The organism is Clostridiales bacterium, from assembly GCA_017569285.1.
In the GTDB taxonomy this organism is placed as follows: domain Bacteria; phylum Bacillota; class Clostridia; order Christensenellales; family Aristaeellaceae; genus Aristaeella.
In genome coordinates this window covers 2,867,230-2,889,962 of the sequence record CP069419.1, presented here as the reverse complement: position 1 = coordinate 2,889,962, position 22,733 = coordinate 2,867,230, and the positions used below count along the sequence as shown (strand labels likewise).

Genomic DNA, 22,733 nt, shown 5'->3' with positions numbered 1-22,733 from the left:
GAGAAATTGTGTATAATCATATCATCCGATAAAACTTCATAAGGAGGCATCCCAATGTTCAAAAAACTGACCGCATTATTCCTCTGCCTGCTCCTGCTGATGCCCCTGTGTGCCTCAGCGGACGATCTGTCCCTGGGTGACGTAAACAATTTCCTCAACACCACCGCCAAAGTGGGCCCGGGCAGCAAGGCCAACCAGATCGCCGTGATCCCGTTCAGCCATATTGACGGGCCCAAGGACGAAGACCTCTTCTACGCGTTTGTCCCCTTCAAGTATGTAGCCCGGAACTACATCAAGTACCAGGTCACGTTCATTTCCTGCACCTGCCGGTCCGCGGACGTCAACGTATGGTCTACGGCATATGTGGAGCTGACGCTGCCCTCTTCCGGAAAGATCGGGGATTCGGCAATCCGCACCCTGTCCTTTGACGCGGATTCCACCGGTCACTACCTGGGCGGCTTCTGGGGCGACAGCAATCCTCCGCCCACCGCGCCCAACGCCAACTACGACCTGGTCAAGGCGGAAATGATCCCCTACTACATCGGCAAAACCTATGACCAGCTGAAGGACAAGAGCACCATCGACGACTTCACCGATTACGCCGAGGGCGAAGGCCGCGCGGCAATGACCGTGGACGCGGTCACCGGCGCCACCGTCTCCTCCAACAACATCCTGCGGATTGTCCAGGCGCTGTATGCCTACCACGCGACGGATGAATTCTTCGACGGCGACGCGGAATCCGCTGAACTGCGGAAGGTCTTCGAGGCAAAGAAGGAAGTCGCTGCCGCCGCCGCGACGGCCGCCTCCGCGCAGGAGGAAGCCGAGCTGCCTCCGCCCGTGGACACCACCAAAACCTACCAGGCCAACAAGGACGATCCCACCGAAACGGTCTGCGAACCCGGCAACTTCGGGCCCACCTGCTCGGCCATCAACAGCGAGAACCTGAAGCAGTACCTGGGCCGGACGGATGTCATGTACATCGACCTGCGGGATTATACCGACTATGCCAAGAAGCATATCCGGAACTTCGAGTGCATCCCGTATTTCGCCCTGATCTTCAACGCGGAAGCCGCCAATGATCCGGCACTGCCGCAGCTTTACGGCGGATCCCCGGACGATCCCATTCCGGTATACGCCGAATCGGATGAAATCCTCGAGGCGCTCTTCCCCAAGGGAAAGACCATCTTCCTCATGTGCCAGTCCGGCGGCCGGGTCAACAATATGATGAAGCTCCTGAATGCCCGCGGCTGGGATATGTCCAAGATCTACAACATCGGCGGCATGGCGCATTACGCCGGCGCGGAATACCGCTCCATCGTCACCGACACCCCGGAAATCGCCGTCACAGCCACCTACAGCTTCGACGGCCTCACCCGCATTGCGCCGGCCCCGTAAGCCGCATTCCGAACGACGTTCCTATCCTCTTTCCCTCGGAGGCCGCCAACCCCATCGGCGGCCTCCCTTTTTCCGTTGCCGGACAGACTGCGGCCCGGGGATACAAAAAGGACCATGCTGCTGCATGGCCCTTTTGCTTTGGTTTGCTTTACTGGCCGGCTTCGGCCGGCTCGTAGAAGTTGAAGGTGTACAGCCCGCTGGGGCTGAGACCGTAGGTGGTGAAGCGGCCGGAGTACAGCTCCAGCGCCTGGCTGTACCGTGCTCCCTCATTGACGATATACCAGCCGCCGTATCCCGGCTCCAGGTGCCAGCAGGCCAGCTTTTCGTCCGCCGGTTCCTTCTCCAGTGTGAGGCTGTTCCCGCTGGGCGTCGTCACCAGCCACCGGCCCTCCGGGTCGCTGAACCGGAACACATAGTTCTCATCCACGTGAACGGTGAACACCACCGCGCCCTCAGGCATCGGTCCCGCAAGCACCTCGCCCGCGGCTTCCCACCGTACGGCGTCCAGCCCGCCGTTGGCCGGTTCCCCGGTCATGGCCAGCTGCTCCGCCTCATGGTAGATGATCACCTGCTGCCCGTCCGCGGGGATCAGCACCATGTTGGCGCCGGCTTCCGTTCCTTCCGGCAGCTGCACGTCCTCCGTGTCGCCGGAATATGTGATTCCCCAGTGCCAGCCGAAGTCCGCCGGCGTCACGGTGCCCTGCCGCGTCAGGTATTCAGCAATCAGGCCCTGCACGATCTCGCCGTCGCCTTCCATCTGCGCCCATATGGCGTCCTCCGCGGAGAAGCTCCGCAGGCCGCACCGCGCGTTGCCCAGAATGTAGTTGTTCACTGCCGCGAGGTACACCCGGTCGTCCTCAAAGGGCCGCCCGTTCGCGAAGCCTTCGATCACAACCTTCTCCCCGTCCGGCCTGGCCAGGTCATAGCTGAAGTTCAGCCCGCCGAAAATCAGGTGGGTGTTGGTGTCGCCCTTCGCGTAGGCAAACGCCGTGCCGCCGTGCACCCGTGCGGCCAGCCGTCCGGAGGCGTTCTCCTCCATCACCGCGCGGATCTGCGCGCCGGTCATCGGGATCACCAGGATGCTGTTGGCATAGCGGTACAGTTTGTAGATATCCTTCATGGAGACCGGTCCGGCTTCCACCACGTAGTTTCCGGATACCGTCACCGTGGTAATGGACATGTCCGTGTCCAGGTGGTCCGTTCCGGCTTCCGCCATCACGGCATCGGCGCCGTACTCGTCCGCCATTTCGGCAATCCGCAGCGTCGTCATGTCAATGCACACCTTGGCAACCAGGTCCATGGAATCCGTCTGCCGGGTATGGTAGTCCCGGCTCCCGTCCCATTCGCCGCCGGCGATTCCCACCGGCTGCTCCACATATCTTTCCGCCATATCGGCGTATGGCCGCACCTTCTCCTCCAGTTCCGCGTCCACGTCGTATTGGGCAGGATCCAGGTTGGCGCTTTCCAGCAGTTCCCATTCCAGGGCGCCGTTTTCATTCTCCGTAAAGCGGAACACCGTGCGGGTCAGCTCCTGCCCGCCGCCGTTCACCATGGGGATCTCCCGGCCCTCCGCGTTCGCGAACAGCTGGCCGGAATATCCGTCGGAATGGTCATGGCCGTTGATCAGCAGGTCGATGTCCGCGGTTTCCGCCACCAGGCGCATGGCCTGGCTCTCGGAGTTGCCGCCGAAAACCAGGCGGCTTTCCGCATTCCCCAGCCCGCCGTGATACGATACGATAATGAACTCGCAGCCCGCCTCCCGCATTTCCGGCAGGAAACGCTTTGCCTCCTCCGCCATGGAGAAGCCGTCGTTGCCGGGATGCACGAACTGCAGCCCGGGATAGTTGTACGGCAGGTCCCAGCGGGTGATGTCGCAGTTTTCCAGCCCGAGGATTCCGATTATGTGCTCATGCCCGTTCACCGTCACGGTGCGGATGATGTATGGCGTAAAAGCCTGCTGCCCCGCTTCCGTTCCCGCTTCACTGCCGTCATGGCAGACGTTCGCTGCCAGCACCGGCACGCCGTTTTCCTCCAGCCACCGGTAGGTTTCGCTCATCACTTCCCACGGGTAGTTGAACTCGTGATTCCCCAGCACGGACGCCGTATACCGCATCTCCTTCAGGCACAGGGCCATCACCAGGGGATCTTCGCTGAGGCCCATGTGGCGCTGCAGCAGCTGGTATTCCGACACCTGCGTGCCCTGGTACAGGTCGCCGTTGTCGATCAGGAGAACGTTCTCCTCCCCGAACGTTGCCCGGATCTCCTTCACCGCGGTGGATACCCGCAGCATGTTGTGCTTCTCCGCCCCGCCGGTCAGCACGTTCGTCTCCCAGCACTTCCCGTGCATATCCGTGGTGGAGAGGACGGCCACGTCGGTATACGCCGGAGTCTCCCCTTCCGCCATGGCCGGGCACAATCCCGCGCCGAGGCATACCGCCAGCAGCAGTGCCAGTCCCCGGATCAGCCGTTTCATATTGACGCCCCCTTATCCTGTTCTCTCTGTTTTTCTATTATATACTCGAACCGAGCGGAATAAAACCCCGGGACAAAAGGAGCGGCCTGCCCATCCGGGCAGGCCGCTTTGTGTTACAGGACTGATTTATTTCTGAGACGCCTTGTCCGCGTCGGTCTTGAGGATCCATCCAGCCGCGCCGCGCAGGCCGACCACCAGCCAGTCGCCGTCATCCTTCAGGATGGGCAGCATCTCGCCGTCATCCAGCAGGCCCACCCGGGGCGCCTTGGTATCGTTCCAGGCATAAACCGCCGTGGCGCCGTTCGTCCGGTACCAAGCCGGATCAACCACGACATAGTCCGCGTTCACCCAGCCGGAGCAGCCGCCGTCCACGTCATCCGAAAGGAAGCAGTCCGCCCAGCCGTCCACCTGGTTCTGCACCATGAACCGCGCGCCGGCGTTCAGGGTGGTCACCGCCTCGGAGGAGGCGCTGCGGTCCTTGCGCACCGTCAGGTTCGAGCACAGCACCACGGCCGTCAGGCCGATCTGGCCTTCGCCGTAGGGCGGGATAATATCCGCGTGGCACACACCCGCGGCCAGTACAAACAGCATCAGGAAAGCAATAAATCTCTTCATGTTACGCATAAATCAATCTCCTTTCGCCGCCGGCTTTGCGGTTCTCCGTTCCTTGCCGGCTACAACCATATAACGCGGCAACGGGCTGTTTCCTTCCCGGAGTCGATGTGGACTTCTCATTGACTCATTTTGAAACACCGGGGACAGTCCCGTTTTTTTTACAGCTGATAGTGCTCCCTGATACGGTCCGAGCATTTGATTTTTCCCCGGATGTGGATTGAAGAGATGGTCTCAATCACAAGATCATCCAGGCTCTCATCAATCAGCAGCATGCCGTATCATCCCTGCCCGGGCCCTGTATTCCTTCAGCCGCTTTCCGAGTTCCATTTCCGCGTCCTCCTTGCGGGCCCATCCTACCGAAATCCGGGGATTATTGTCCATCCAATATACTTTACATCGCCCATGGCGCCTGTGTCAAAGCTTCTTTACACGCAAAAAAGCACGGCCGGGAAAGCTTTTCCCCGCCGTGCAGAACAGGTGTCTCAGCCGAGGCTCTTCAGGATATCCGAAAACCGGTTCAGGTGCCACCTAGCCCGCTCATCGTCCCGGGCATCCCCGATCGCCGCGCAGTCAAAGCCGCCGGCCACGGCCGCTTCCACCCCCGCGCGAGCATCCTCCGCCACCAGGCAGTCCGCCGGCGCAAGCCCCAGCATCTCCGCGGCCTTCAGGAATACTTCCGGATCCGGCTTCGAACGGGTGATGCAGTTTCCGTCCGCCACCGCGTCAAAAAAGCTGCCCAGCCCGATGCGTTCCAGGATAAAGGGCGTGTTTTTGCTGGAAGAGCCGATGGCCAGTTTCAGGCCGCTCCGGCGCAGGGATTCCAGCGTTTCCTTCACTTCGTCCGCCAGGTCTGCCGGCGTCATCTGCGCAAGCAGCTGCCGGTACAGCGTATTCTTCTCTTCGGCAAAGGCTGCCTTTTCTTCGCCGGTATAGGTCCTTCCGCCTTTTTCCAGGACGATTTCCAGGCTTTCCATCCGGCTCACGCCGCGCAGCCGGTTGTTCCGTTCCCGGTCAAACGGGATCCCCAGGCGGTCCGCCAGGGTTTTCCACGCGCGGTAATGGTATTCATCGGTGGAGCAGATCACACCGTCCAGGTCAAAGATGATCCCTTTGTATCTCATGCTTTCCCCTCCAGGATGCCGCTGCGCAGGAACCAGGCCGGAGTACAGCTCCAGGCGTGGCAGTAGCTGTTCACCACCGGGGATCCGTAGGGAGACTCATCCGGGTTCTGCGGATTGTACAGTTCCCAGTAGGTATCCGCTCCCCGGTCGATCATGCCGCCCCAGTAATCCCGGATCACCCGGTGTGCTTCTTCCTTCCGGCCTGCGCGGCACAGGGCTTCCGCGTAATGGTGCATCATATAGGGCGTTACCATTTCCACCGCTTCCGGGCAGGCCCGCGCCGCTTCCAGGCAAGCGGCTGCCTCTTCCCCTTCGGCAATGCCGGCCAGGACCGCCCATACCTGGGAAGCCCAGGAGATCTGCCGTTCCTTTCCGCTGACAAACAGATGCCTTTCCGCGTCATACCAGTAGGTGCGAGCGGCTTCCTTCCGCTGCTCCGCCAGCCGGGCAAGGTCCGGATCATCCCGCATTTCCAGGGCCGCCCGGGCGCAGAAGATCCAGATGGCCTGCGCGCAGAACTGCTTGTTCAGGCGGAGGTTCCAGTCCACAAAACACCAGCCGAGCCGGTCGCTGTCCCGGATCAGCCCGGTATCCGGGTCAAACTGTTCTTCCGAAAGGCGGAGCTGGTGCAGGGCCAGCGGCAGCAGGTCCTCCATCGTCTCCCGGTCGCCGCTTGTCCGGACATACTGCAGCAGTGCCGGGATAAAGAACAGCGAATAATCGAACATGTAGGTATCGTCGCCTTCCACGCGCGGCTCGGTAAACAGGCACGCGGGAATGCGGCCTTCCGTGTCCGCGGCGCAGGCAAACAGGTACAGGCAGCGTTTTACAAGGCTGAAATTCCGGTATGTCACGCTGTTGGCCAGTGCCTGCAGTCTCAGGTCGCCCAGCCACAGGCGGCGGTCACGCTTCGGGCCGTCCTCAAACACATCCTGCATGCAGTTATGCAGGGTCCGCAGGGCCGCCCGGTCGATTGCCGTATCGCGCGTGTCGCCCTCCAGCGGCCGGATCACCCGGTCATCCGCCGAGGTCACGGTTTCGGCAAAAGCGTCCTCAACCACCAGGCGGTACCGGGAGGACAGCGCAAACACGTCAATCCGGACGTAGCGGAAGGCATACCGCCGGGGCAGTGCCAGTTCGGAGGGCAGGACATCGATATGCACCTGTTCCTGCTGGACCCAGCCCTTGCTGATCCACCCCGTATAGCCGTCCAGGGTCTCATCCAGCTCCCGGCTGTTTTCGCAGAACTTGACCTGCAGCCAGGCCGGCGCGTCGGGGTGGCTCCCCTCGCTTCCCAGTTTCAGCGTCAGGCGTCCCACATAATGGTTTCCGAAATCCAGCACAATGCTCTCGTTTTCCGTGAGCGCACGGCCGGGCATGCCGGAGACCGGGCGCACCGTTTCCCGGATGAGTTCCGGTTTCAGCTCTTCCGCCTTCTGCAGCCAGGCCGCTTTTTTCTCTTCAAACATGTTCGTTCCTCAGTAACACAGGTATTCTTTTCCGCAGAACGGGTCCGTGGGCGGCGTGCCCCGGAAGGGTTCCCGCCCCATCATCTTCTCCGTCAGCGCGTCCAGGGTTTCATCGTTGTTGGAGTAGCAGTTGATGTATGTCTTGATCATGGGAACATCCACCAGGTGGTATGGATTGGCCAGGGAGGCAAACACCGTGGGCACCTCATGGACAAACCACGGGACGTTGTTTCCGTGTCCCCAGAAAGTAAACCAGTTGATGCGGTTGGTCGTCTTATTGCTGGCGTTTTCCACATTGCCCAGGTACAGCACCGCGTCATACCGGTCCGTGAACGGCCGGACGCCGAACTGGTAAGTGGCGAAATCCTCCGGCTGGTACAGGGTCACCTCAAAGCCTTCCGCTTCCAGCTTCTCCCGCATGTATGCCGCGATATGCCCGTCGGAAGGGCAGCCGCCCAGCACCTCCAGCAGCAGGCGCGGGGTTTTCTTCGGATCCAGGGGCAGGTTCCCCTCGGTATCCTTCACCAGCGTAACGGCATCATCCGCCAGTTCCCTGGCCCAGGCATGATGCTGTCCGCACCCGATGCAGGCCATGGCTTCTTCCGGCAGCATGGGGCTCCCGTTCAGTCCCAGCGCCGCCTTCATGGCGAGGATCCGGGTCACCGCCTCATCCACCCGTTCCCATGTGAGCAGGCCCCGGCGGATCCCGTCCTTCATATACTCAAAGTCTTCCGGCAGGCTCTTGTTGAACAGGAACATATCCGCGCCCGCGGCGATGGTCGTGGGAACGGCATCCGCGTGCCGCATCGAACAGTTGTAGCCGACCATGGGCGTGGCATCGGTAATGATCAGTCCGTTGAAGCCCAGGTGTTCCCGCAGCAGGCCGGTCATCAGTTCACGGGAAAGCGTGGCCGGCACGGTTCCCTCCGGCAGGGAGGGATTCAACCTGTGCCGCCATTCCGGGTGGTCGATGTGGCCGATCATAAAGCTCATCGCCCCGTCTTCGATCATTCCCCGGTATACCTTTCCGTAGGTTTCCTCCCACTCGGGGATGGGCATGGTGTTCACCGACACCAGCAGGTGCTGGTCCACCTCGTCCACGCCGTCGCCCGGGAAATGCTTTACCGAAACGGCCACGTGGTTTTCATCCGCCCCGCGCTTGTACGCCCGGCACATTTCCAGCACCCGTTCCGGGTCCCGCCCGTAGGAGCGCACATTGATAATGGGGTTGCGCCAGTTCAGGTCCAGGTCGCTGACCGGTGCGAAGGCAAAATTGCAGCCTGCGGCCGCCGCCTCCCGGCAGGAAACATATCCCAGCCGGTATGCGTGTTCCGTCTTCCCCGCGGCGCCGACAGCCATCTGCTGGCCGAACATCGTGCCGTCCTCCAGGAATCCGGTGGAGCCGAACTCCAGGTTGGCCGCGCACAGCAGGGGGATGCGGCTGTTGTCCTGCATAAACCGCAGGGCGGAACGCACCTCGCCGGACGGGCTGGTTTTGAACAGCAGGCCGCCCACGTGGAAGCGCAGCATTTCATATCTCAGGTAGTTTTCATCCGAAGAGTACGCGATGGGCAGGAACAGCTGCCCGATTTTCTCATCCTCCGTCATGGAGGAAAGTGTTTCCTCCACCCAGCGGATCTGTGCGTCATCCAGGCAGAACGGTTTGGCTTTCAGGTCAATGCTCATGCGCCGGCCTCCTGCTTTTTGCGGAATCTGGATAGAATGGCAAACTCATTGTTCAGGTAGATCAGGAACAGCACCAGCAGCAGGGCGGAGACAATGCTCTGCACCGAGGAAGCGGTGTCAAACCGGGCATATGCCAGGGAGATCAGTGCCATGGAAACAGCGCCCAGCATAATTCCCACCCGCTTGTTGATGTAGCGGCCGATCCATCCGCCGATGAACATGGGCAGGAAAGCCGTGAACATGATGCCGATGGAACCGAAGTTCAGGGCCATCTGCTGGCTGCCGGTGTTGGCCAGGCTGATAAAACCCACCACGCCCATCAGGGCGCCGCTCACCGTATAGCATCCAAGGGCATTGCCCACCTCGCGGATTCCCGTTTCCACCGCGATCTTCTGGCCGCCGGCCAGCGCCCGGTAATGCGCTCCGAAACAGGTATAGTCAAACAGCAGCACCACCAGCGCCACAATCACCGCGGTTACCAGGATATAGTTGAAAATCGTGGAAAAACCGATGATGTCCGTCCGGGTCACCAGGGAAACGCCTTTCCCGCCGGTGAAGGCAAACGCGCAGCCTTCATAGAACAGGGCCATACCCAGGGACACAATGATGGGCGGAATCCGGGTAATCACATATACGCCGCCGTGGATCAGCCCCAGGAGCGCCGCCACCAGGATCGCGACGGCCAGTGTGGGCCAGGGGCCCATATTCCACTGCTGGGCGAGGGTCCCCGCCACCGTGGCGGAAAGCATGGACACCGCGCCCAGGGAGAAATCGAAGCGGCCCGAATCCAGGTTGATGGAAAGGGCGAAGGTGGTCAGTGTCACATTGGCCACCGCCCGGAAGAACAGCTTCCAGCTGTCCGCGTTGGCAAACAGCTGCACGCCCTTGGCCAGCGCGATGATTTTCAGCACCGCCAGCACAGCGCACGGAATCAGCAGGCTCAGCAGCAGGTTTTTCAGCAGGTGGTTCTTCTTCTTCATTCAGGTCACTCCTTTGGCGCGTATCGGCGCTCCTTCTGCGGAAACGCCCGCCGGGTATCCCCGCAGAAAGAGCGCCGGGAGCAGGGAGCTGCCCTGCCCCGGCAGGAAATGCTTATTTCTTCAGCCCGACGATTTCATCGAAGGAATACCGGGCAACGAAAGCGGCGAAGTCGTCGTAGCTGACGCCGGGAGCCGCGAACTGGTCCAGGATTTCCTTCGTGTAGGCCGGATCGGTGTTGGAGGAATCCACCGCGCTGAATTCCTTGAACTGTTCGGAATTGGTGGCGACCCAGAAGCCCTGGCCCAGGGCCAGCGCGTTGCCGTCATTGTCCCGGATGGGGCTGCCGTTTACCGCGTTGTACACCGCGGCGAAGATCGGGCCGACGGAGGCGGCGAATTTGCCCGCTACGTAGTCCAGGATGCCGTTTTCCATGGCTTCGCCCATGGCGGGAGTGAAGCTGTCCACCGTCGCCAGCTTGACGCCGGATCCGGAGATGAAGCCGCCCAGCACGTCCACGCCGCTGCCCACAGTGAGGATCGCCTGGATGCCTTCGGTGCCCACCATCTGGGCCAGCTTGCCGAACCAGGCATCGTTGAAGTCATAGCCGCCGACATAGGCTGCCAGCTCCAGGCTGCCGATCGTGCAGGTTTCAATGTTACCGTCGGTGTAGATCTGGCCGATGATCGCGCCGGCATTGTCCGCGCCCTTGTAGTTGGCGCCTTCGCCGCCCTTTTCCACCATGGCGGTCAGCATACCGGCCGCGCGGTAGATGTGCATGTCCACATAGTACGGAACACCGCCGCCGAACATGCCGAATTTGGTCATGCCCTGGTCGATGTAGTAGGACGCCATGTCATAACCGGCCTTGAATTCAATATCCATGCTGGGTCCGATCGCGCCCACATAGTATTCGTAATCCTTGTATTCCTCATACTGCTCATCGGTCAGTGTGCCGGTCGCCACCGCGTAGTAGATTCCGGCCGCGTCGCACTGCTCAATCTGGGCGGGACGGTCAAAGCTGGAGAAGGAGATCACCGCCTTGCAGTTGCTGACGATGAAATTGTCGATCGCGCTCTTTTCACCGGCGGCGTCGGAGAGCTCATCCGAATAGATGAATTCCACGTCATACGCCTTGGCAATATACTCGGTGTAATAGGCGCGGAAGGCCAGTGCTTCGGAAGAGGTCGCGTCGGAAACCAGCACGCCGATCTTCACGGAGCCGGCGGCCATCGCGGGCACGCAGGCCAGCACGAGCATCAGGCACAGGGCCAGGCACAGGATACGCTTCAGGTTTTTCATGTTCGTTTCTCCTTTATGTTTATTTGATATCTGTAACGCTTGATGCGTTATCACCGGGTAAGAAGCTTGCCCCGCTGGCTGCCCAGGGCGATAAACACCACCAGCAGGAAAATGGCTGCCTTGATCATCTGGCCGTAGCCGCTGCCCATGTTGAGCATGCTCATGATCTGGCTCAGGAAGCCCATGGAGAACGCGCCAACCACCGCGGAGAGGATCCGGCTCCGGGGACCGCCGGATACCGGCATTCCCCCGAATACGATTGCGATGATCACGTCCATTCCGATGGAGGACGCCGTGTCCTTGTTCAGCGTCGGGGCATAGACAATGGTCAGGAATGCGCCCAGGCCGATGCCCACCGCGGAAATCAGGGAAGCGATTACCGCCAGTTTCTTCTCGTCAATCCCGCTGAGCTTTGCGCACACCGGGTTGCCGCCGATAAACCGGGCTTCCCGGCCGGTGGGCAGCAGGGTGAAAACAAACCAGCACAGCGCGATGTAGATCACCAGCACCGCAACCTTGAACGGAATATTGTCCAGCGGCCGGACGTCCCGGGCTTTCACCTTGATGGTGTCGCCGGCGCCGTTCCAGCCGATCAGCATCAGCATGAATGCGCTCAGCACGCTCATCATGGCCACCGTGGTCACGAAGATCGGCAGGTTGAACACCGAAGCCAGGGAAGAATTGATAAACCCGATGGCCACCGCGACGCCGACGCATACCAGGAACATCACAACCAGGCTGCCGGTCGCGTTATACGCCATGGCGCCCAGCAGTGCGCTGACACCCGTGGCCGCGCCCAGGCTGATGTCGAAGCTGCCCAGCGTGTAGATGAACACCGCCCCGGTCGCGACCAGCGCCACCACGACGCTCTGGTTGATCACCGCTTTCAGGCCGTACGCCACGTTCGCGTCCCGCACCGCGCCCACGATGTAGTATGCGGCAATCAGCACCAGCAGGCCCAGGATTGAGGCGAATGCCGGGATACGCTCCCGGAATGTTTGCTTTCCCATAATGCCGCCTCCTCAAATCATCCAGCGGATGATGTCCGCCTCGTTCATCTGCCCGCGCAGGAATTCCTTCTGCACCGCCCCGTCCTTCATCACCAGCAGCCGGTCGCACATGCCGATCAGCTCCGCCATTTCCTCGCTGATGATCACGATGGCCTTGCCTTCCCGCTTCATCTGCGTAATCAGCTGGTACATGCTCTGTTTCACGCCGATATCCACGCCGCGGGTGGGACAGTCCAGGATCAGGACCTTGCTTCCCGCGCCCAGCCACTTCCCGAATACCACCTTCTGCTTGTTGCCGCCGCTCATGGCGCTCACCGGCTGTTCCATATGGCGGCACTTGATGCTCAGGGCATCGACCTGCTTCTGCACATAAGCCGTTTCGCGCTTCTTCAGGACCAGCTTTCCTTTCCGGATATGCCGGAGGCCCCCGATCGCGATATTGTCCCGGATAGAAGCCTGCTGGCAGAGGGATTCGGTATCCCGCTCCTTGGATACGTAGCCGATTCCGAGCCGTGTCGCCTGTTTCGGGTCGCTGAAGGCCTTTCCTTCTGTTTCCACGGTTCCGCCGGTCAGCATCGCGCTGCCGAACAGTGCCTTCCCCAGCGTATGCATGCCGCATTCGCTGAGTCCCCCGACTCCGAGGATTTCACCGGCCCGGACCTCCAGGGAAATGTCCTTCAGGCCGCTTCCGTTCAGGCGGTCCGCCTTCAGCAGCACCGTTTCCTGCCAGGAAGGTTCATTGTCCGCCCGGTAATAGTCGCCCTGCATTTCCCGGCCGATCATGCTGGTTTTGATGGCGTCATCGTCATAGGTTTCCCGGGTGAAGTGGATGATAATCCGGCCGTCCCGCAGCACGGTCAGCGTATCGCAGACCTGCTTGATCTCGTCCAGGTCATGGGAGATGAAAATCACCGCCCGGCCTTCCTTTTTCAGGCTGTCCATCAGCCGGTACAGCAGCTCGCGGCCTTTCTGGGAAAGCGCGGTCGTGGTTTCGTCCACCACCAGGATTTCCGGCTTCTTCACCATAACCCGGGCTACTTCCACCAGCTTGCGTTCCTGCAGGTCCAGCATTCCGGCCGGCATGCCCGGATTGATATGGTCGGCATGGATCACGTCGAGCGCTTTCCGGCTTTCCGCTTCCATGGCCCGGCGGCTTACCAGCCCCAGCCGGTTCCGGAATCGTCCGCTTTCCCCCAGGAACAGGTTTTCCGCCACGGTAATACCCGGAATTGTGCCGGTTTCCTGCACGATCATGCCGATTCCGTGCTCCAGGGCGTCGATCATGGAGGCCGGCTGCCAGGGCTTTCCGTGGAATTCCATCTGCCCGGCATCCGCCTTCTGGATCCCCGCGATAATGGACGTCAGCGTGGACTTTCCGCTCCCGTTCTCCCCGATCAGCCCGCGGATTTCACCGGGATATACGTCCAGGTCCACCTGTCGCAGCGCAACAGTCGCGCCGAAGCTCTTGTCCATTCCGCGAACGGTTAAAATCGGTTCCATGCTGTCACCCCATCTGTGAACATTTCCTTTTCTGACTGCATTATAGCATGCTGCATCTGCCAAAATTCGATCAATTATGACATATTTGATCGATAATATTTGATTTTTTGTGCATTTGATTTGTCATATCCGGCCAGATTCCGATCTGAATGTCCGGTACGTGTTAATTCCTGCATTGATGATTGACAAAATCGTCCGCGGGCTTTATCCTGTGTCGTGATCCGCAGCAAAAGGAGGCCTCCCGATGGATGAAAAGCAGCTGATGAACCGCCTGCACACCCTGAACGAAAGCGAAGTATTTTACCGGAATTACCGGCTGGCCAAGGCGTCGCCCATCGGCTTTGAGGAATACCTTGCCGGGCTTGACAGGGACCGGGTGCACCGGGAAAAGCTCCTGGTACCGGAATGGAAGGATACCATCCCGCCCGAATACCTGGAGGACTGGTTTTTCGCGCCGGACTGGCGGGAAGGCATCCATGTGTTCAAGCACAACTGCTACACGCCTGCCATTCCGCACCACCACAACTTTTTCGAGATGTTCTTTGTCCTGGAAGGCCGGTGCATCCACCAGGTCGGCGAAAACCGTTCTCTCCTGCACACCGGCGACCTTTGCTTTATCCAGCCCAAGGTCACCCATTCCCTGGATGTGAACGATGAGAGCGTGATCATCGACGTGCTGATCCGCCGCTCCACTTTCCGCCAGTATTTCTACAGCATCCTGCGGGGCGATAATCTCCTTTCCAATTTCTTCATGAGCACGCTGCTCAGCAAACCCGGCATTGACTACCTGCTGTTCCATACCCGGGAGGACATGGACCTCCACTATGCCTTTGTTGAACTGTGCAGCGAGACCTTTGCGCAGGAAGCCTATTACAACGAGCTCATCAACGCCGTTGTCACCAAGATTTTCGTCCTGCTCCTGCGCCGGTACATGTCCGACTGCGAGCTTCCCGCCCACCAGCCGGAGGATTCGGACGCGGCCATCCGCATCGCGCGGTATATCCAGGATCACGCCGCAGATGTCACGCTGGCCAGCCTGGCGCAGGATTTCCATTATTCCCCTGAACACGCTTCGCGCATGATCCGCCGGACCACCGGGCAGACCTTCATGCAGCTGCTCACCAGCATCCGCCTGGAAAACGCCAAACAGCTGCTGCGGGACACCTCCGTCAGCATCCTGGACATTGCCATCCAGATCGGCTATGAAGGCAGCGACCAGTTCATCCGCGCGTTTCGCCGGCAGAACGGGATCACTCCCAATGAATACCGCCGGAAATACCGCCGGTCCTGAATCCGTTTTTTTTCCACGCAAAAAGCACCCCGGCGGGGTGCTTTTTATGCGGATACGGTTTGGTCTTACGGGTGCAGTCCCCTGTGCATTTCGGTGATCATCGGCCAGTCATTGTCGATGCTGTCGCCGTGCACCTGCCATACGATCAGGCCGCCCAGCCTGTTCTCGTTGATGTAGTCCAGCTTGGCCTGCAGGGATTCGGCGCTGTCATAGGTAATGAAGTCCAGGTAGTTCGGGGAAGCCGGATCGTCATTGTACAGCCAGGCCGCCTGCTTCTCCGCGTCATAGCCCTTGTGCCATCCGGGCGTGCCTTCTTCGGCGGCAGCTGCCTCGATGGCAGCCAGGTCATGCCATTCCATGTCGCCGATCGCTTCCGCTTCCGCGCCTACCGGGTTTTCCGCCGCTTCCTTCAGCTTCCAGCCGTGGCTGTACAGCGGGGAGCCGATAGCAATCTTTTCGTCCGGGACACCCTGCTCCAGCAGGTACTTCACCGCCGTGTCCGCGGAAACCTCGCCGTACAGCGCGGTGTGGTGGCCCGTGTTCTCCTCCCAGGAGCCGGCCATGTCATAGGTCATCAGGTTGATCCGGTCCACATAGGGATGCAGGGCGGCATAGTCCTGATGGCTCAGGGACCAGCCCACGGATGCGCCCGCGCACACGGTCAGGATTTTCGTTCCCTGTCCGAAGTGCTCGTCCAGCGCTTCGCGGATTTCCTTCAGCAGCAGTGTGTAGTTGGTCCGGTCGTCGCCCACCACGGGGTTGCCCTCGTCGTTCTCGTCCTCGGGCTCCCGTTCCACGCCGGGATACTCCCAGTCGATGTCCAGGCCGCCCAGGAAAGGGTACTGGTCCAGCGTATCAATACAGCTTTTGATGAAGGTCCCGCGGCTTTCCGCCGTCAGCGCCATCTCGGAGAAATGGCCGGAATCCGTCCATCCGCCGATGGAGATCAGGATCTTTGTGTCCGGATACTTTTCCGCGCACTCCGCGTACTGGGCGAAGTGCCCATTGGCGTTGTACTCATCGGTATCCGCCCAGGGGTCGGTGGAAGCCACTGCGAAGCCGCCCTCCACGGGAACCACTTCCCAGAAGGCGTGGTTTACGCAGTCCAGCCTCTCCCACGGCAGGCTGCGCACGTCGCACCGGGCATCGGAATAGATGTTCCAGTTCGGGAAGTAAACGGTCACGCCGGGTTCCTCCTTGGTCGTTTCGGCAGCTGCGCCGCCCAGGAGCAGCGCGCAGGCCAGTACAGCGGTCAGGAATACAGAGATTACCCTTTTCATTGTGAAGCCCTCCATTTTTTGTAGTTTTCTCCGGTTGGGCTTATTCTATCACAGTGAAAACGGCTCGTAATTGACTCCCATTGGGATGTTGTTGCCGGGGATTGTGCTGTTGACCCGGGAATGCTTTTTGCAGGGCCCTTTCTATAAACCGGCAGGAGAAGATGCTCCTGCCGGTTCGGCTGTTTGGCTTACCAGGTCGCTTTGGCGCTCAGTTCCTTCATGGCTTCGGAGATTTTGATCTGCTGCGGGCAGACCTTCTCGCAGCTCCGGCAGCCGATGCAGGCGGAAGGCTTCTTCTCCGCCGGCAGGGACGTCAGAGCCATCGGGGCGATGAAACCGCTGCTGCCGGTGAACTTGTGCTCGTTGTACAGTTCCAGCAGCCACGGGATATTCAGTCCCTTCGGGCAGTGCGTGGTGCAGTAGCGGCAGGCGGTGCACGGCAGCGCGGTGCGGCGGGTCATGTCCGCCGCCAGGGACAGCAGCGTTTCCTTCTCCGCGTCATTCAGCGGTTTGTCCGTTTCAAAGGTGTGCAGGTTGTCCTCCATCTGCGCCTCGTCGGACATGCCGGAAAGGATCACCTTCACCTCCGGAATGCCCTGCAGGAAGCGGAAGGACCAGGCCGGGATACCTTCGTCCGGCCGCAGGGCGCGCAGCCGCGCGGCGTCCTCCTCCGGAAGCCGGGCCAGTTTGCCGCCGCGCAGCGGTTCCATCACCCACACGGGGATGTTCCACTCCTTCAGCAGCGCCACCTTTGCCTTCGCGTCCTGGAAATCCCAGTCCAGCCAGTTCAGCTGCAGCTGGCAGAATTCCATGTCCTTCCCGTAAGCCTCCAGGAACCGCCGGATCACTTCCATGCTGCCGTGGGCGGAGAAGCCCAGGTGCCGGATGCGGCCGCTGCGCTTCTGGGAAATCAGATAAGTATAGGTTCCATATTTTTCATCGTTCAGGTAGGCATCGATGTTCATCTCGCACACGTTGTGGAACAGGTAGAAATCGAAGTATTCCACCCCGCACCGGCGCAGCTGCTCCTCAAAGATCTTTTCCGCCTTCCCCATGTTGTGCAGGTCATATCCCGGGAATTTGTCCGCCAGGAAAAACTTCTCCCGGGGATACCGGGCCAGGGCCTTCCCCAGTGCGGTTTCGGAATGGCCGTCATGGTAGCCCCACGCGGTGTCGTAGTAATTGACGCCGCCGGCCATGGCCTTGTCCACCATGCGGCAGACGGCTTCCTCGTCCACCCGGCTGTCGTCGCCGCCGATCACGGGCAGGCGCATCGCGCCCATACCCAGATTGGAAAGCTGAATATCCTGGAATTCACGGTAAATCATGGTATTTCTCCTTTCAGGGTCGTTCAGTCCATGAACAGGGTAATCGTCACGTCGCCGTTACCCAGCAGGGATTTCATCTCTTCCGGTGTTTTATCGGTAATATGCCCGAGGCGCGTATACGCCCAGGAATTGCTGCCGTAGAACACCACCAGCTGGCTGCTTGCATACAGCACGATATCGCCGGAATCCGTCACGGTCTGCACGTCGCTGCTGGGCAGGTGGCTGCCGATCGGTCCCACCTGCTCAAAGCCGCCGTACATGGACATCCGGATTTCCAGCCCGCCGGCCGCCAGCTCCTTCAGGGCCGCCACGGAATCGTTGTCCTCCCATTTCACTTCCACCGGCGTGCTGCCGATCGTCATCTTCATCGTTTTCTCCCCTTCCAGGCCCAGCGACAGGGCCCATGCCCGGATATCCTCCGCCGTACTCCCGTTACTGATCCGCGTCACGTCCAGCCATTCAGTCTCCCCGGCGGAAACCGCCTGCAGGTTCTTCGCGCTGGAGCCCGCCCCGCTGGAAGCCGAGGTGCAGAACGGAATCACGGTTTTGCCCCCCAGGTCAATCCCCTCGACCAGGGTGTACAGGATCTTCGGCGCCTGCCCGTGCCAGATCGGATAACCGATGAACACCGTGCTGTACTGCTCCATGGACTCTGGCCAGGCGGAGATTGCCGGGCGGGCGGAGCTGTCCGCCTGTTCCTTGTCCGCGCGGCAGTTGGTGTAGTAAGCCAGGTCCGCCTCGCTGTACGGGATCTCCGGAACCGCCTCGAACACGTCCGCGTCCAGGGCGTCCGCAATGGTCCGGGCCGCCGCCTTCACCGTATCATCCGTGGAGAAATAAATCACCAGGATCTTTGCATCCGGGTTCTCCCGGATCTCCGGCAGCTCCGTGATGTTCAGCGTTGCCGAGGATACCGCGTCCGCCGCAAACGCGGGCAGGACCGCCGCGCACAGCACCAGCGCCGCCAGGAATGCCGTCAGTTTCTTCATATCTCCGGTCCTCCGTTTTTTGGGTTTTTCTTCTGTCATATTATAACAGCCCGAAAGAGCATATGTAAGGAAACATTTGATAAAAGGCACCTGCCGAAGCAGGTGCCTTGTTGGGTTTTTCACGTCAGTTCTTTGTCACGTCCATTGTCACGGCACACAGCTGGACCTTCTTGAAGGGCCAGTCGATTGCTGTGCCGATGTAGTCCTTGCCCAGCATGTCAAAGAAGTTCCCGCCAACGCTGATTTCCGGCAGGCGGCCCACCAGCTTTCCGTCCTCCAGCAGGTAAGCCAGCTGCACGGGCGTCGCGAAATGGCCGTCGGGCGTGGCATCGCCGCCGGAGGCGACCATCATCAGGACTGCCTTGCCGGGCACCAGTTCTTTCAGGCTCCCGGCGGTCTTCGCCAGCCAGGGGCCATGGAATCCGAGAGACGGAACGCCGTCATAAGGCGCGTTCGCAGTGCCGGAATTCGGCAGCCCGTACTGTTCCGCGGTCTTCTTCGTGGTGATCAGCGCCTTCAGCACGCCGTTTTCGATGACCACCGGCCGGTAATCCTTCGCCGCGCAGCCCTCTGCGTCAAAGAAGCAGCTTTCGAAGGAGGAGTCCGGGTTCATGTCGTCGCAGAAGGTCAGCTTGTCGCTGAAAACCTTTTCGCCCAGCTTGCCGCTCAGCAGTGACGCGCCGGCCGCGTACAGGTCGCCGATAAAATGCTGCAGGAACCTTCCGTACAGGTCCATGGGCATTGCCACCACGGGCCAGCGGCCGGACTCGATGTCCGCCGGGATATAGAACGCGTCATACTCGCTCTTGAACTCCGCCAGGATCTTGTCCGCGTCGAAGTCATCACCCTGCCAGGCGAAAAACATGTCCATCAGGTTGCCGGATCCGCGGTTCTGCCCGACCAGCGCAATGGAAAGGTTCGCGCCGGAGCTCACCAGGTGCCGTCCCAGGCTGTTGCGGTATTCCGTTTTCCCGTGCACCAGGCTGATCTTGTTGGTCAGCGCCATCTTCGGGCACTGCTCGCCCAGGCGCTTCAGGAAGTCCGTCATCACGGGAATCAGTTCCGCCGCCGGAATGATTTCCTTGTCGTGGTCTTCGATGATCTCCGCTTCGCCTTCCAGGCTGCACGGATACTGGATGCCGAAGGCCAGCGCTTCCTTCGCCTGCGCGGTCAGCGCCTCCTCGTCCGGCTCTCCCAGGCACCCGGCCACGCCGATGCACCCGTTCTCATATACGCGCACGGTGCCGGTGGTCTTTTCCAGTTCGCGGTAGCTGTCAATCTGCCCCGCGGTCACATTCAGCGTAATGCTGTGCTGTTTCTCAATAATATACTCTTTTTCCATCTTTCTGCCCTCACTGTACGTTCATGGAGGAGACCCGCACATACGGGCCGCCGAAGCCGACCGGAAGTCCGCTCTGCTCCATCTTGCCGCAGCCGCCGGTCACAAAGGACAGCAGCTCCACATCCTTCGTCAGCCCATCGATCAGGCCGAGGGTTTCAAACACGGAGCCCGTGATCACGCTGATCTGCACCGGCCGTCCGAGCTTCCCGTTCACGATCTCGTAGGAAACGCTCGGTGCGATGGTGAAGGTGCTCATGCCGCTTCCGTGGTTGATGGTCTTGATGAAATACCCCTTTTCAATCGGGGCGATCAGCTGGTCGAAGTCCAGGTCACCGCCCTCGATATACGTGGTGGTCATGCGGACGATCGGCTCAAAGGTGCAGTCGATGGCCCGCGCGTTGCCGGTCAGTCCCTCATCCAGCACGGCGGCGGTCATGGCGCTGTGCAGCCGTCCCGCCAGCACGCCGTTTTTGATCAGGTAGTTCTGCCGGGCCTTCGTGCCCTCGTCGTCATAGGGCACAAAGCCGGAACCGACAATATTGCCGTATTCGGCAATGGACAGGATCGGCGAACCCACCGTCTTGCCCAGCTGCCATTCCTCCTTCATGGTCTCGTCGGAGATCATGAAGTCCGATTCGGACTTGTGGCCGAAGGACTCATGGGCAAACACGCCCGCGGCCATCGGCGACAGGACGACGGGATACTTCCCGGGCTCCGCCGGCACGGAATTGCGCAGGAAATTCGCCTGCTCCTTCACGGATTCCCGGAGTTCCCCTTCGATGCCGGTCATTTCGTCAAAGCGCGTACCGCCCTTCTGCCAGGAGCCCTGGAACTGCTTCTCCCCTTCCGCCATGCTGAAGCCGAAGGACAGGCCGCAGGTCTGGTAATCGTATTCGATGTCCGCGCCCAGGCTGGACAGGAAGTGGAACTGGCTGTTCCGGTCCAGGTATGTTCCCGTCGGCAGCACCACGCAGGAATCCTCCGTCAGCACCGGCAGGTAGCCGAGCAGCAGCTTCTGCTTTTCGGCCAGCGGAATATCCCGCACGGAGCAATCCGCGAAGGTGTACACCTTGTCCTGGTTCTTCTCAAAGCGCTTCACCACCGGGTCCTCCAGGATCGCCGGATTTTCCGTCGCAGCGGCATACAGGCCGTCCAGCGTTTTCTGCAGGCGGTCGGTGTCCGTTGTGGAGGCGTAGTACCAGAGCTTCCCGTCATAGACGCGCAGGAAGGCCTGCTTTTCCCTGCGGTTCCGCATTTCCTCCAGGGCGCCTGCCTTGTAGGAAATCACGGTCCGGCTCCGGTCCTCCACCCGGACGTCGGCGTAAAAACCGCTTCTGAACTGGATCATCTTGTGTTTTCTCCTTTCATATATGTTTCCCGAATCCGGGAAAAGCGCCCGGGCTTACTGCCCGGCCGCTTTGATGATGTGTTCTGCCTTCTCCCAGAACTCCCGGGAGATGGATGTGGCGCATTCCTCCAGGGCGTTGAGCAGCCCTTCCACGGCGGTTGCGCCCGCATCATCGTACACGCTTTTCTGCTTCATGTGGTCCAGGAGGATCATGTTCTCCAGCGTATAATCCGGATCCCGGTCAAACGCCACGGCCATTTCTGCGGCCCGGCGCAGGCTTTCCTCCGATGCTTCGGTCATTCCACAGCCGTCCTGCATCATGGCCAGGTCCAGGTGGTACAGGCAGAGAACCTTATCCAGGAAGCTCTTCCGGTCCGGGTATTTCTTCATGCTTTCCATGAGCCGGATAGCCCATTCCGTGGTCCGGAGTCCCTCGTCATACTTCTTCGTCTGGCCGTAGTAGGCCATATACCCGCCGATTGCGGAGACCATATCTTTGAAGTCGCTGAAGAAAGCCTTGGTCGTGTACAGGATTCCCTCCTCGGGCTTTCTCTCGTACACCGTGTACATAATGCCGATCTTCGCGTTGTTGATCCCGGCAATGTTGTCCCGCTTATATTGCTCAATTGCCTTTTTGTAATCCTTCAGGGCGCCGTAGCACTGGGCGATATCGTTGCGGATCCCCACCTCGGTAATCTCTTCGTCCCGGTTCTGGGAAAACAGGTCCAGGGCATGCGGGAACAGCTCCAGCGCCCTTTTCAGTTTGTCGTCCTGCCGGTACATGATGCCGGCTTGGGCATAGCTCTCGGCGGCTCCCAGCACAATCCGGAAATGATTGGGGAACTTTTTCAGCGCCGTCTCATATTCGCTGATGATCCGGCTGATATCCTCTCCCGTCATTCCCTCAAGCCGTTCCGCCTCCGTGTCTGCGTCACCGCTGTGCATGGAAAAGCCGATCAGCGCATCCACAGATACGTGGAAGATCTCGGCGAGGTCCATGATGTACGCAAGGTCCGGCTCAGAGGTTCCGCGTTCCCACTTGGAAACCGCTGCCAGCGTGATGCCGAGCCGTTCCGCAAGCTGCTCCTGAGTGAATCCCATACTCTTCCGGAAGCTGCGGATATTCTCAGCCAGGTTGTTTTCCATACGTTTCCCCCTGCGGTCTTTCGTCCGGTCCTGATCTCATGTTTCATCGGGATTGCATGTTCCATCCGTATCACCTCCGTACACGGATATTATATGCAGCTCCCATCTCCGATTGAACACCTGATTGGTATAATCTGTCAAGTATTTTTTCAACCGTTCGTTGAATCCGGAGATTTACATTCTGTTCCTGCTTATGCCTCTATCATATCCGTTTTTCATCCGCAATACAGACCGGATCGGAAGAAATAAGCACACTTATCTTTCCGGTTCAGCAAAAACCGCATTCGAATCAGATGTCAATCCTTTCGGTTGCTTGTACTTAGCAGGAAGCGAAAGCCCGGGGTGTTTCGTTACGGGACGTTATGGAACACGCCAGTGCTTAGCGATTGGCGAGCCGAAGGCGAAGACAGAGCTTAGCATCTGCTGCGTGTGGAATACAGGCGCGAGCCGTGTCCCGGAA

The 22,733-nt window shown here is 60.0% G+C and carries 17 protein-coding genes; 2 read left to right on the top strand and 15 right to left on the bottom strand.

The window, feature by feature from the left end:
- The first annotated feature begins 54 nt into the window (after positions 1–54).
- A complete protein-coding gene (locus JNO48_12790) occupies positions 55–1,395 on the top strand; it encodes an FMN-binding protein (protein QTE68050.1) in 1,341 nt (446 codons plus the stop codon).
- Between the two features lie 148 nt (positions 1,396–1,543).
- On the opposite strand, the gene JNO48_12785 is transcribed toward JNO48_12790, so the two are convergent.
- The 9 genes from JNO48_12785 to JNO48_12745 form a co-directional block, all read right to left on the bottom strand.
- A complete protein-coding gene (locus tag JNO48_12785; GenBank protein QTE68049.1) occupies positions 1,544–3,868 on the bottom strand; it encodes a bifunctional metallophosphatase/5'-nucleotidase in 2,325 nt (774 codons plus the stop codon).
- A gap of 126 nt (positions 3,869–3,994) precedes the next feature.
- Entirely contained in the window at positions 3,995–4,492 is a 498-nt protein-coding gene (locus JNO48_12780) for an SH3 domain-containing protein (GenBank protein QTE68048.1), read from the bottom strand.
- A 473-nt stretch (positions 4,493–4,965) separates the two neighbouring features.
- The gene (gene pgmB, locus JNO48_12775) at positions 4,966–5,604 is read right to left on the bottom strand and encodes a beta-phosphoglucomutase (GenBank protein ID QTE68047.1); all 639 of its coding nucleotides are present in this window, start codon (positions 5,602–5,604) and stop codon (positions 4,966–4,968) included.
- On the bottom strand, positions 5,601–7,073 hold the full coding sequence (locus tag JNO48_12770) for a cellobiose phosphorylase (protein QTE68046.1): 1,473 nt from the start codon (positions 7,071–7,073) through the stop codon (positions 5,601–5,603). The genes pgmB and JNO48_12770 overlap by 4 nt, the downstream gene beginning before the upstream one ends.
- 9 nt (positions 7,074–7,082) lie before the next feature.
- The gene (locus JNO48_12765) at positions 7,083–8,759 is read right to left on the bottom strand and encodes a glycoside hydrolase family 3 protein (GenBank protein ID QTE68045.1); all 1,677 of its coding nucleotides are present in this window, start codon (positions 8,757–8,759) and stop codon (positions 7,083–7,085) included.
- A complete protein-coding gene (locus tag JNO48_12760) occupies positions 8,756–9,739 on the bottom strand; it encodes a sugar ABC transporter permease (GenBank protein ID QTE68044.1) in 984 nt (327 codons plus the stop codon). The genes JNO48_12765 and JNO48_12760 overlap by 4 nt, the downstream gene beginning before the upstream one ends.
- A gap of 112 nt (positions 9,740–9,851) precedes the next feature.
- Positions 9,852–11,039 carry a LacI family DNA-binding transcriptional regulator gene (locus JNO48_12755; GenBank protein ID QTE68043.1) on the bottom strand — a complete coding sequence of 396 codons (1,188 nt, stop codon included), beginning with the start codon at positions 11,037–11,039 and terminating at the stop codon, positions 9,852–9,854.
- A gap of 50 nt (positions 11,040–11,089) precedes the next feature.
- The gene (locus JNO48_12750; GenBank protein ID QTE68042.1) at positions 11,090–12,049 is read right to left on the bottom strand and encodes an inner-membrane translocator; all 960 of its coding nucleotides are present in this window, start codon (positions 12,047–12,049) and stop codon (positions 11,090–11,092) included.
- Positions 12,050–12,061: 12 nt separating this feature from the next.
- Complete coding sequence (locus tag JNO48_12745; GenBank protein QTE68041.1) at positions 12,062–13,549, bottom strand: sugar ABC transporter ATP-binding protein; 1,488 nt, start codon at positions 13,547–13,549, stop codon at positions 12,062–12,064.
- A gap of 244 nt (positions 13,550–13,793) precedes the next feature.
- Here JNO48_12745 and JNO48_12740 point away from each other — a divergent pair, with 244 nt between their 5' ends.
- On the top strand, positions 13,794–14,840 hold the full coding sequence (locus JNO48_12740) for a helix-turn-helix domain-containing protein (GenBank protein QTE68040.1): 1,047 nt from the start codon (positions 13,794–13,796) through the stop codon (positions 14,838–14,840).
- A gap of 65 nt (positions 14,841–14,905) precedes the next feature.
- On the opposite strand, the gene JNO48_12735 is transcribed toward JNO48_12740, so the two are convergent.
- The 6 genes from JNO48_12735 to JNO48_12710 all read right to left on the bottom strand — a co-directional run bounded on the left by JNO48_12735 (position 14,906) and on the right by JNO48_12710 (position 22,273).
- Positions 14,906–16,120: a glycoside hydrolase family 18 protein gene (locus JNO48_12735; protein ID QTE68039.1), complete on the bottom strand. Its 1,215-nt coding sequence runs from the start codon at positions 16,118–16,120 to the stop codon at positions 14,906–14,908.
- Between the two features lie 188 nt (positions 16,121–16,308).
- Entirely contained in the window at positions 16,309–17,448 is a 1,140-nt protein-coding gene (locus tag JNO48_12730; protein ID QTE68038.1) for an aldo/keto reductase, read from the bottom strand.
- A gap of 23 nt (positions 17,449–17,471) precedes the next feature.
- Complete coding sequence (locus JNO48_12725) at positions 17,472–18,437, bottom strand: hypothetical protein (protein QTE68037.1); 966 nt, start codon at positions 18,435–18,437, stop codon at positions 17,472–17,474.
- A 124-nt stretch (positions 18,438–18,561) separates the two neighbouring features.
- A complete protein-coding gene (locus tag JNO48_12720; protein ID QTE68036.1) occupies positions 18,562–19,779 on the bottom strand; it encodes a hypothetical protein in 1,218 nt (405 codons plus the stop codon).
- 10 nt (positions 19,780–19,789) lie between these two features.
- Positions 19,790–21,127 (bottom strand): TldD/PmbA family protein, encoded by a 1,338-nt coding sequence (locus tag JNO48_12715; GenBank protein QTE68035.1) that lies wholly within the window; start codon positions 21,125–21,127, stop codon positions 19,790–19,792.
- A gap of 54 nt (positions 21,128–21,181) precedes the next feature.
- The gene (locus JNO48_12710) at positions 21,182–22,273 is read right to left on the bottom strand and encodes a helix-turn-helix transcriptional regulator (GenBank protein QTE68034.1); all 1,092 of its coding nucleotides are present in this window, start codon (positions 22,271–22,273) and stop codon (positions 21,182–21,184) included.
- Between the last annotated feature and the right edge of the window lie 460 nt (positions 22,274–22,733).

Bases quoted from the DNA above. Each gene is read 5' to 3' on its own strand.
- JNO48_12760 (QTE68044.1), bottom strand. From the start codon at position 9,739: ATGAAGAAGAAGAACCACCTGCTGAAAAACCTGCTGCTGAGCCTGCTG.
- JNO48_12765 (QTE68045.1), bottom strand. From the start codon at position 8,759: ATGAGCATTGACCTGAAAGCCAAACCGTTCTGCCTGGATGACGCACAG.
- JNO48_12785 (QTE68049.1), bottom strand. From the start codon at position 3,868: ATGAAACGGCTGATCCGGGGACTGGCACTGCTGCTGGCGGTATGCCTC.
- JNO48_12770 (QTE68046.1), bottom strand. From the start codon at position 7,073: ATGTTTGAAGAGAAAAAAGCGGCCTGGCTGCAGAAGGCGGAAGAGCTG.
- JNO48_12735 (QTE68039.1), bottom strand. From the start codon at position 16,120: ATGAAAAGGGTAATCTCTGTATTCCTGACCGCTGTACTGGCCTGCGCG.
- JNO48_12745 (QTE68041.1), bottom strand. From the start codon at position 13,549: ATGGAACCGATTTTAACCGTTCGCGGAATGGACAAGAGCTTCGGCGCG.
- JNO48_12710 (QTE68034.1), bottom strand. From the start codon at position 22,273: ATGGAAAACAACCTGGCTGAGAATATCCGCAGCTTCCGGAAGAGTATG.
- JNO48_12780 (QTE68048.1), bottom strand. From the start codon at position 4,492: ATGCGTAACATGAAGAGATTTATTGCTTTCCTGATGCTGTTTGTACTG.
- JNO48_12750 (QTE68042.1), bottom strand. From the start codon at position 12,049: ATGGGAAAGCAAACATTCCGGGAGCGTATCCCGGCATTCGCCTCAATC.
- JNO48_12725 (QTE68037.1), bottom strand. From the start codon at position 18,437: ATGAAGAAACTGACGGCATTCCTGGCGGCGCTGGTGCTGTGCGCGGCG.
- JNO48_12755 (QTE68043.1), bottom strand. From the start codon at position 11,039: ATGAAAAACCTGAAGCGTATCCTGTGCCTGGCCCTGTGCCTGATGCTC.
- JNO48_12715 (QTE68035.1), bottom strand. From the start codon at position 21,127: ATGATCCAGTTCAGAAGCGGTTTTTACGCCGACGTCCGGGTGGAGGAC.
- pgmB (QTE68047.1), bottom strand. From the start codon at position 5,604: ATGAGATACAAAGGGATCATCTTTGACCTGGACGGTGTGATCTGCTCC.
- JNO48_12720 (QTE68036.1), bottom strand. From the start codon at position 19,779: ATGGAAAAAGAGTATATTATTGAGAAACAGCACAGCATTACGCTGAAT.
- JNO48_12790 (QTE68050.1), top strand. From the start codon at position 55: ATGTTCAAAAAACTGACCGCATTATTCCTCTGCCTGCTCCTGCTGATG.
- JNO48_12730 (QTE68038.1), bottom strand. From the start codon at position 17,448: ATGATTTACCGTGAATTCCAGGATATTCAGCTTTCCAATCTGGGTATG.
- JNO48_12740 (QTE68040.1), top strand. From the start codon at position 13,794: ATGGATGAAAAGCAGCTGATGAACCGCCTGCACACCCTGAACGAAAGC.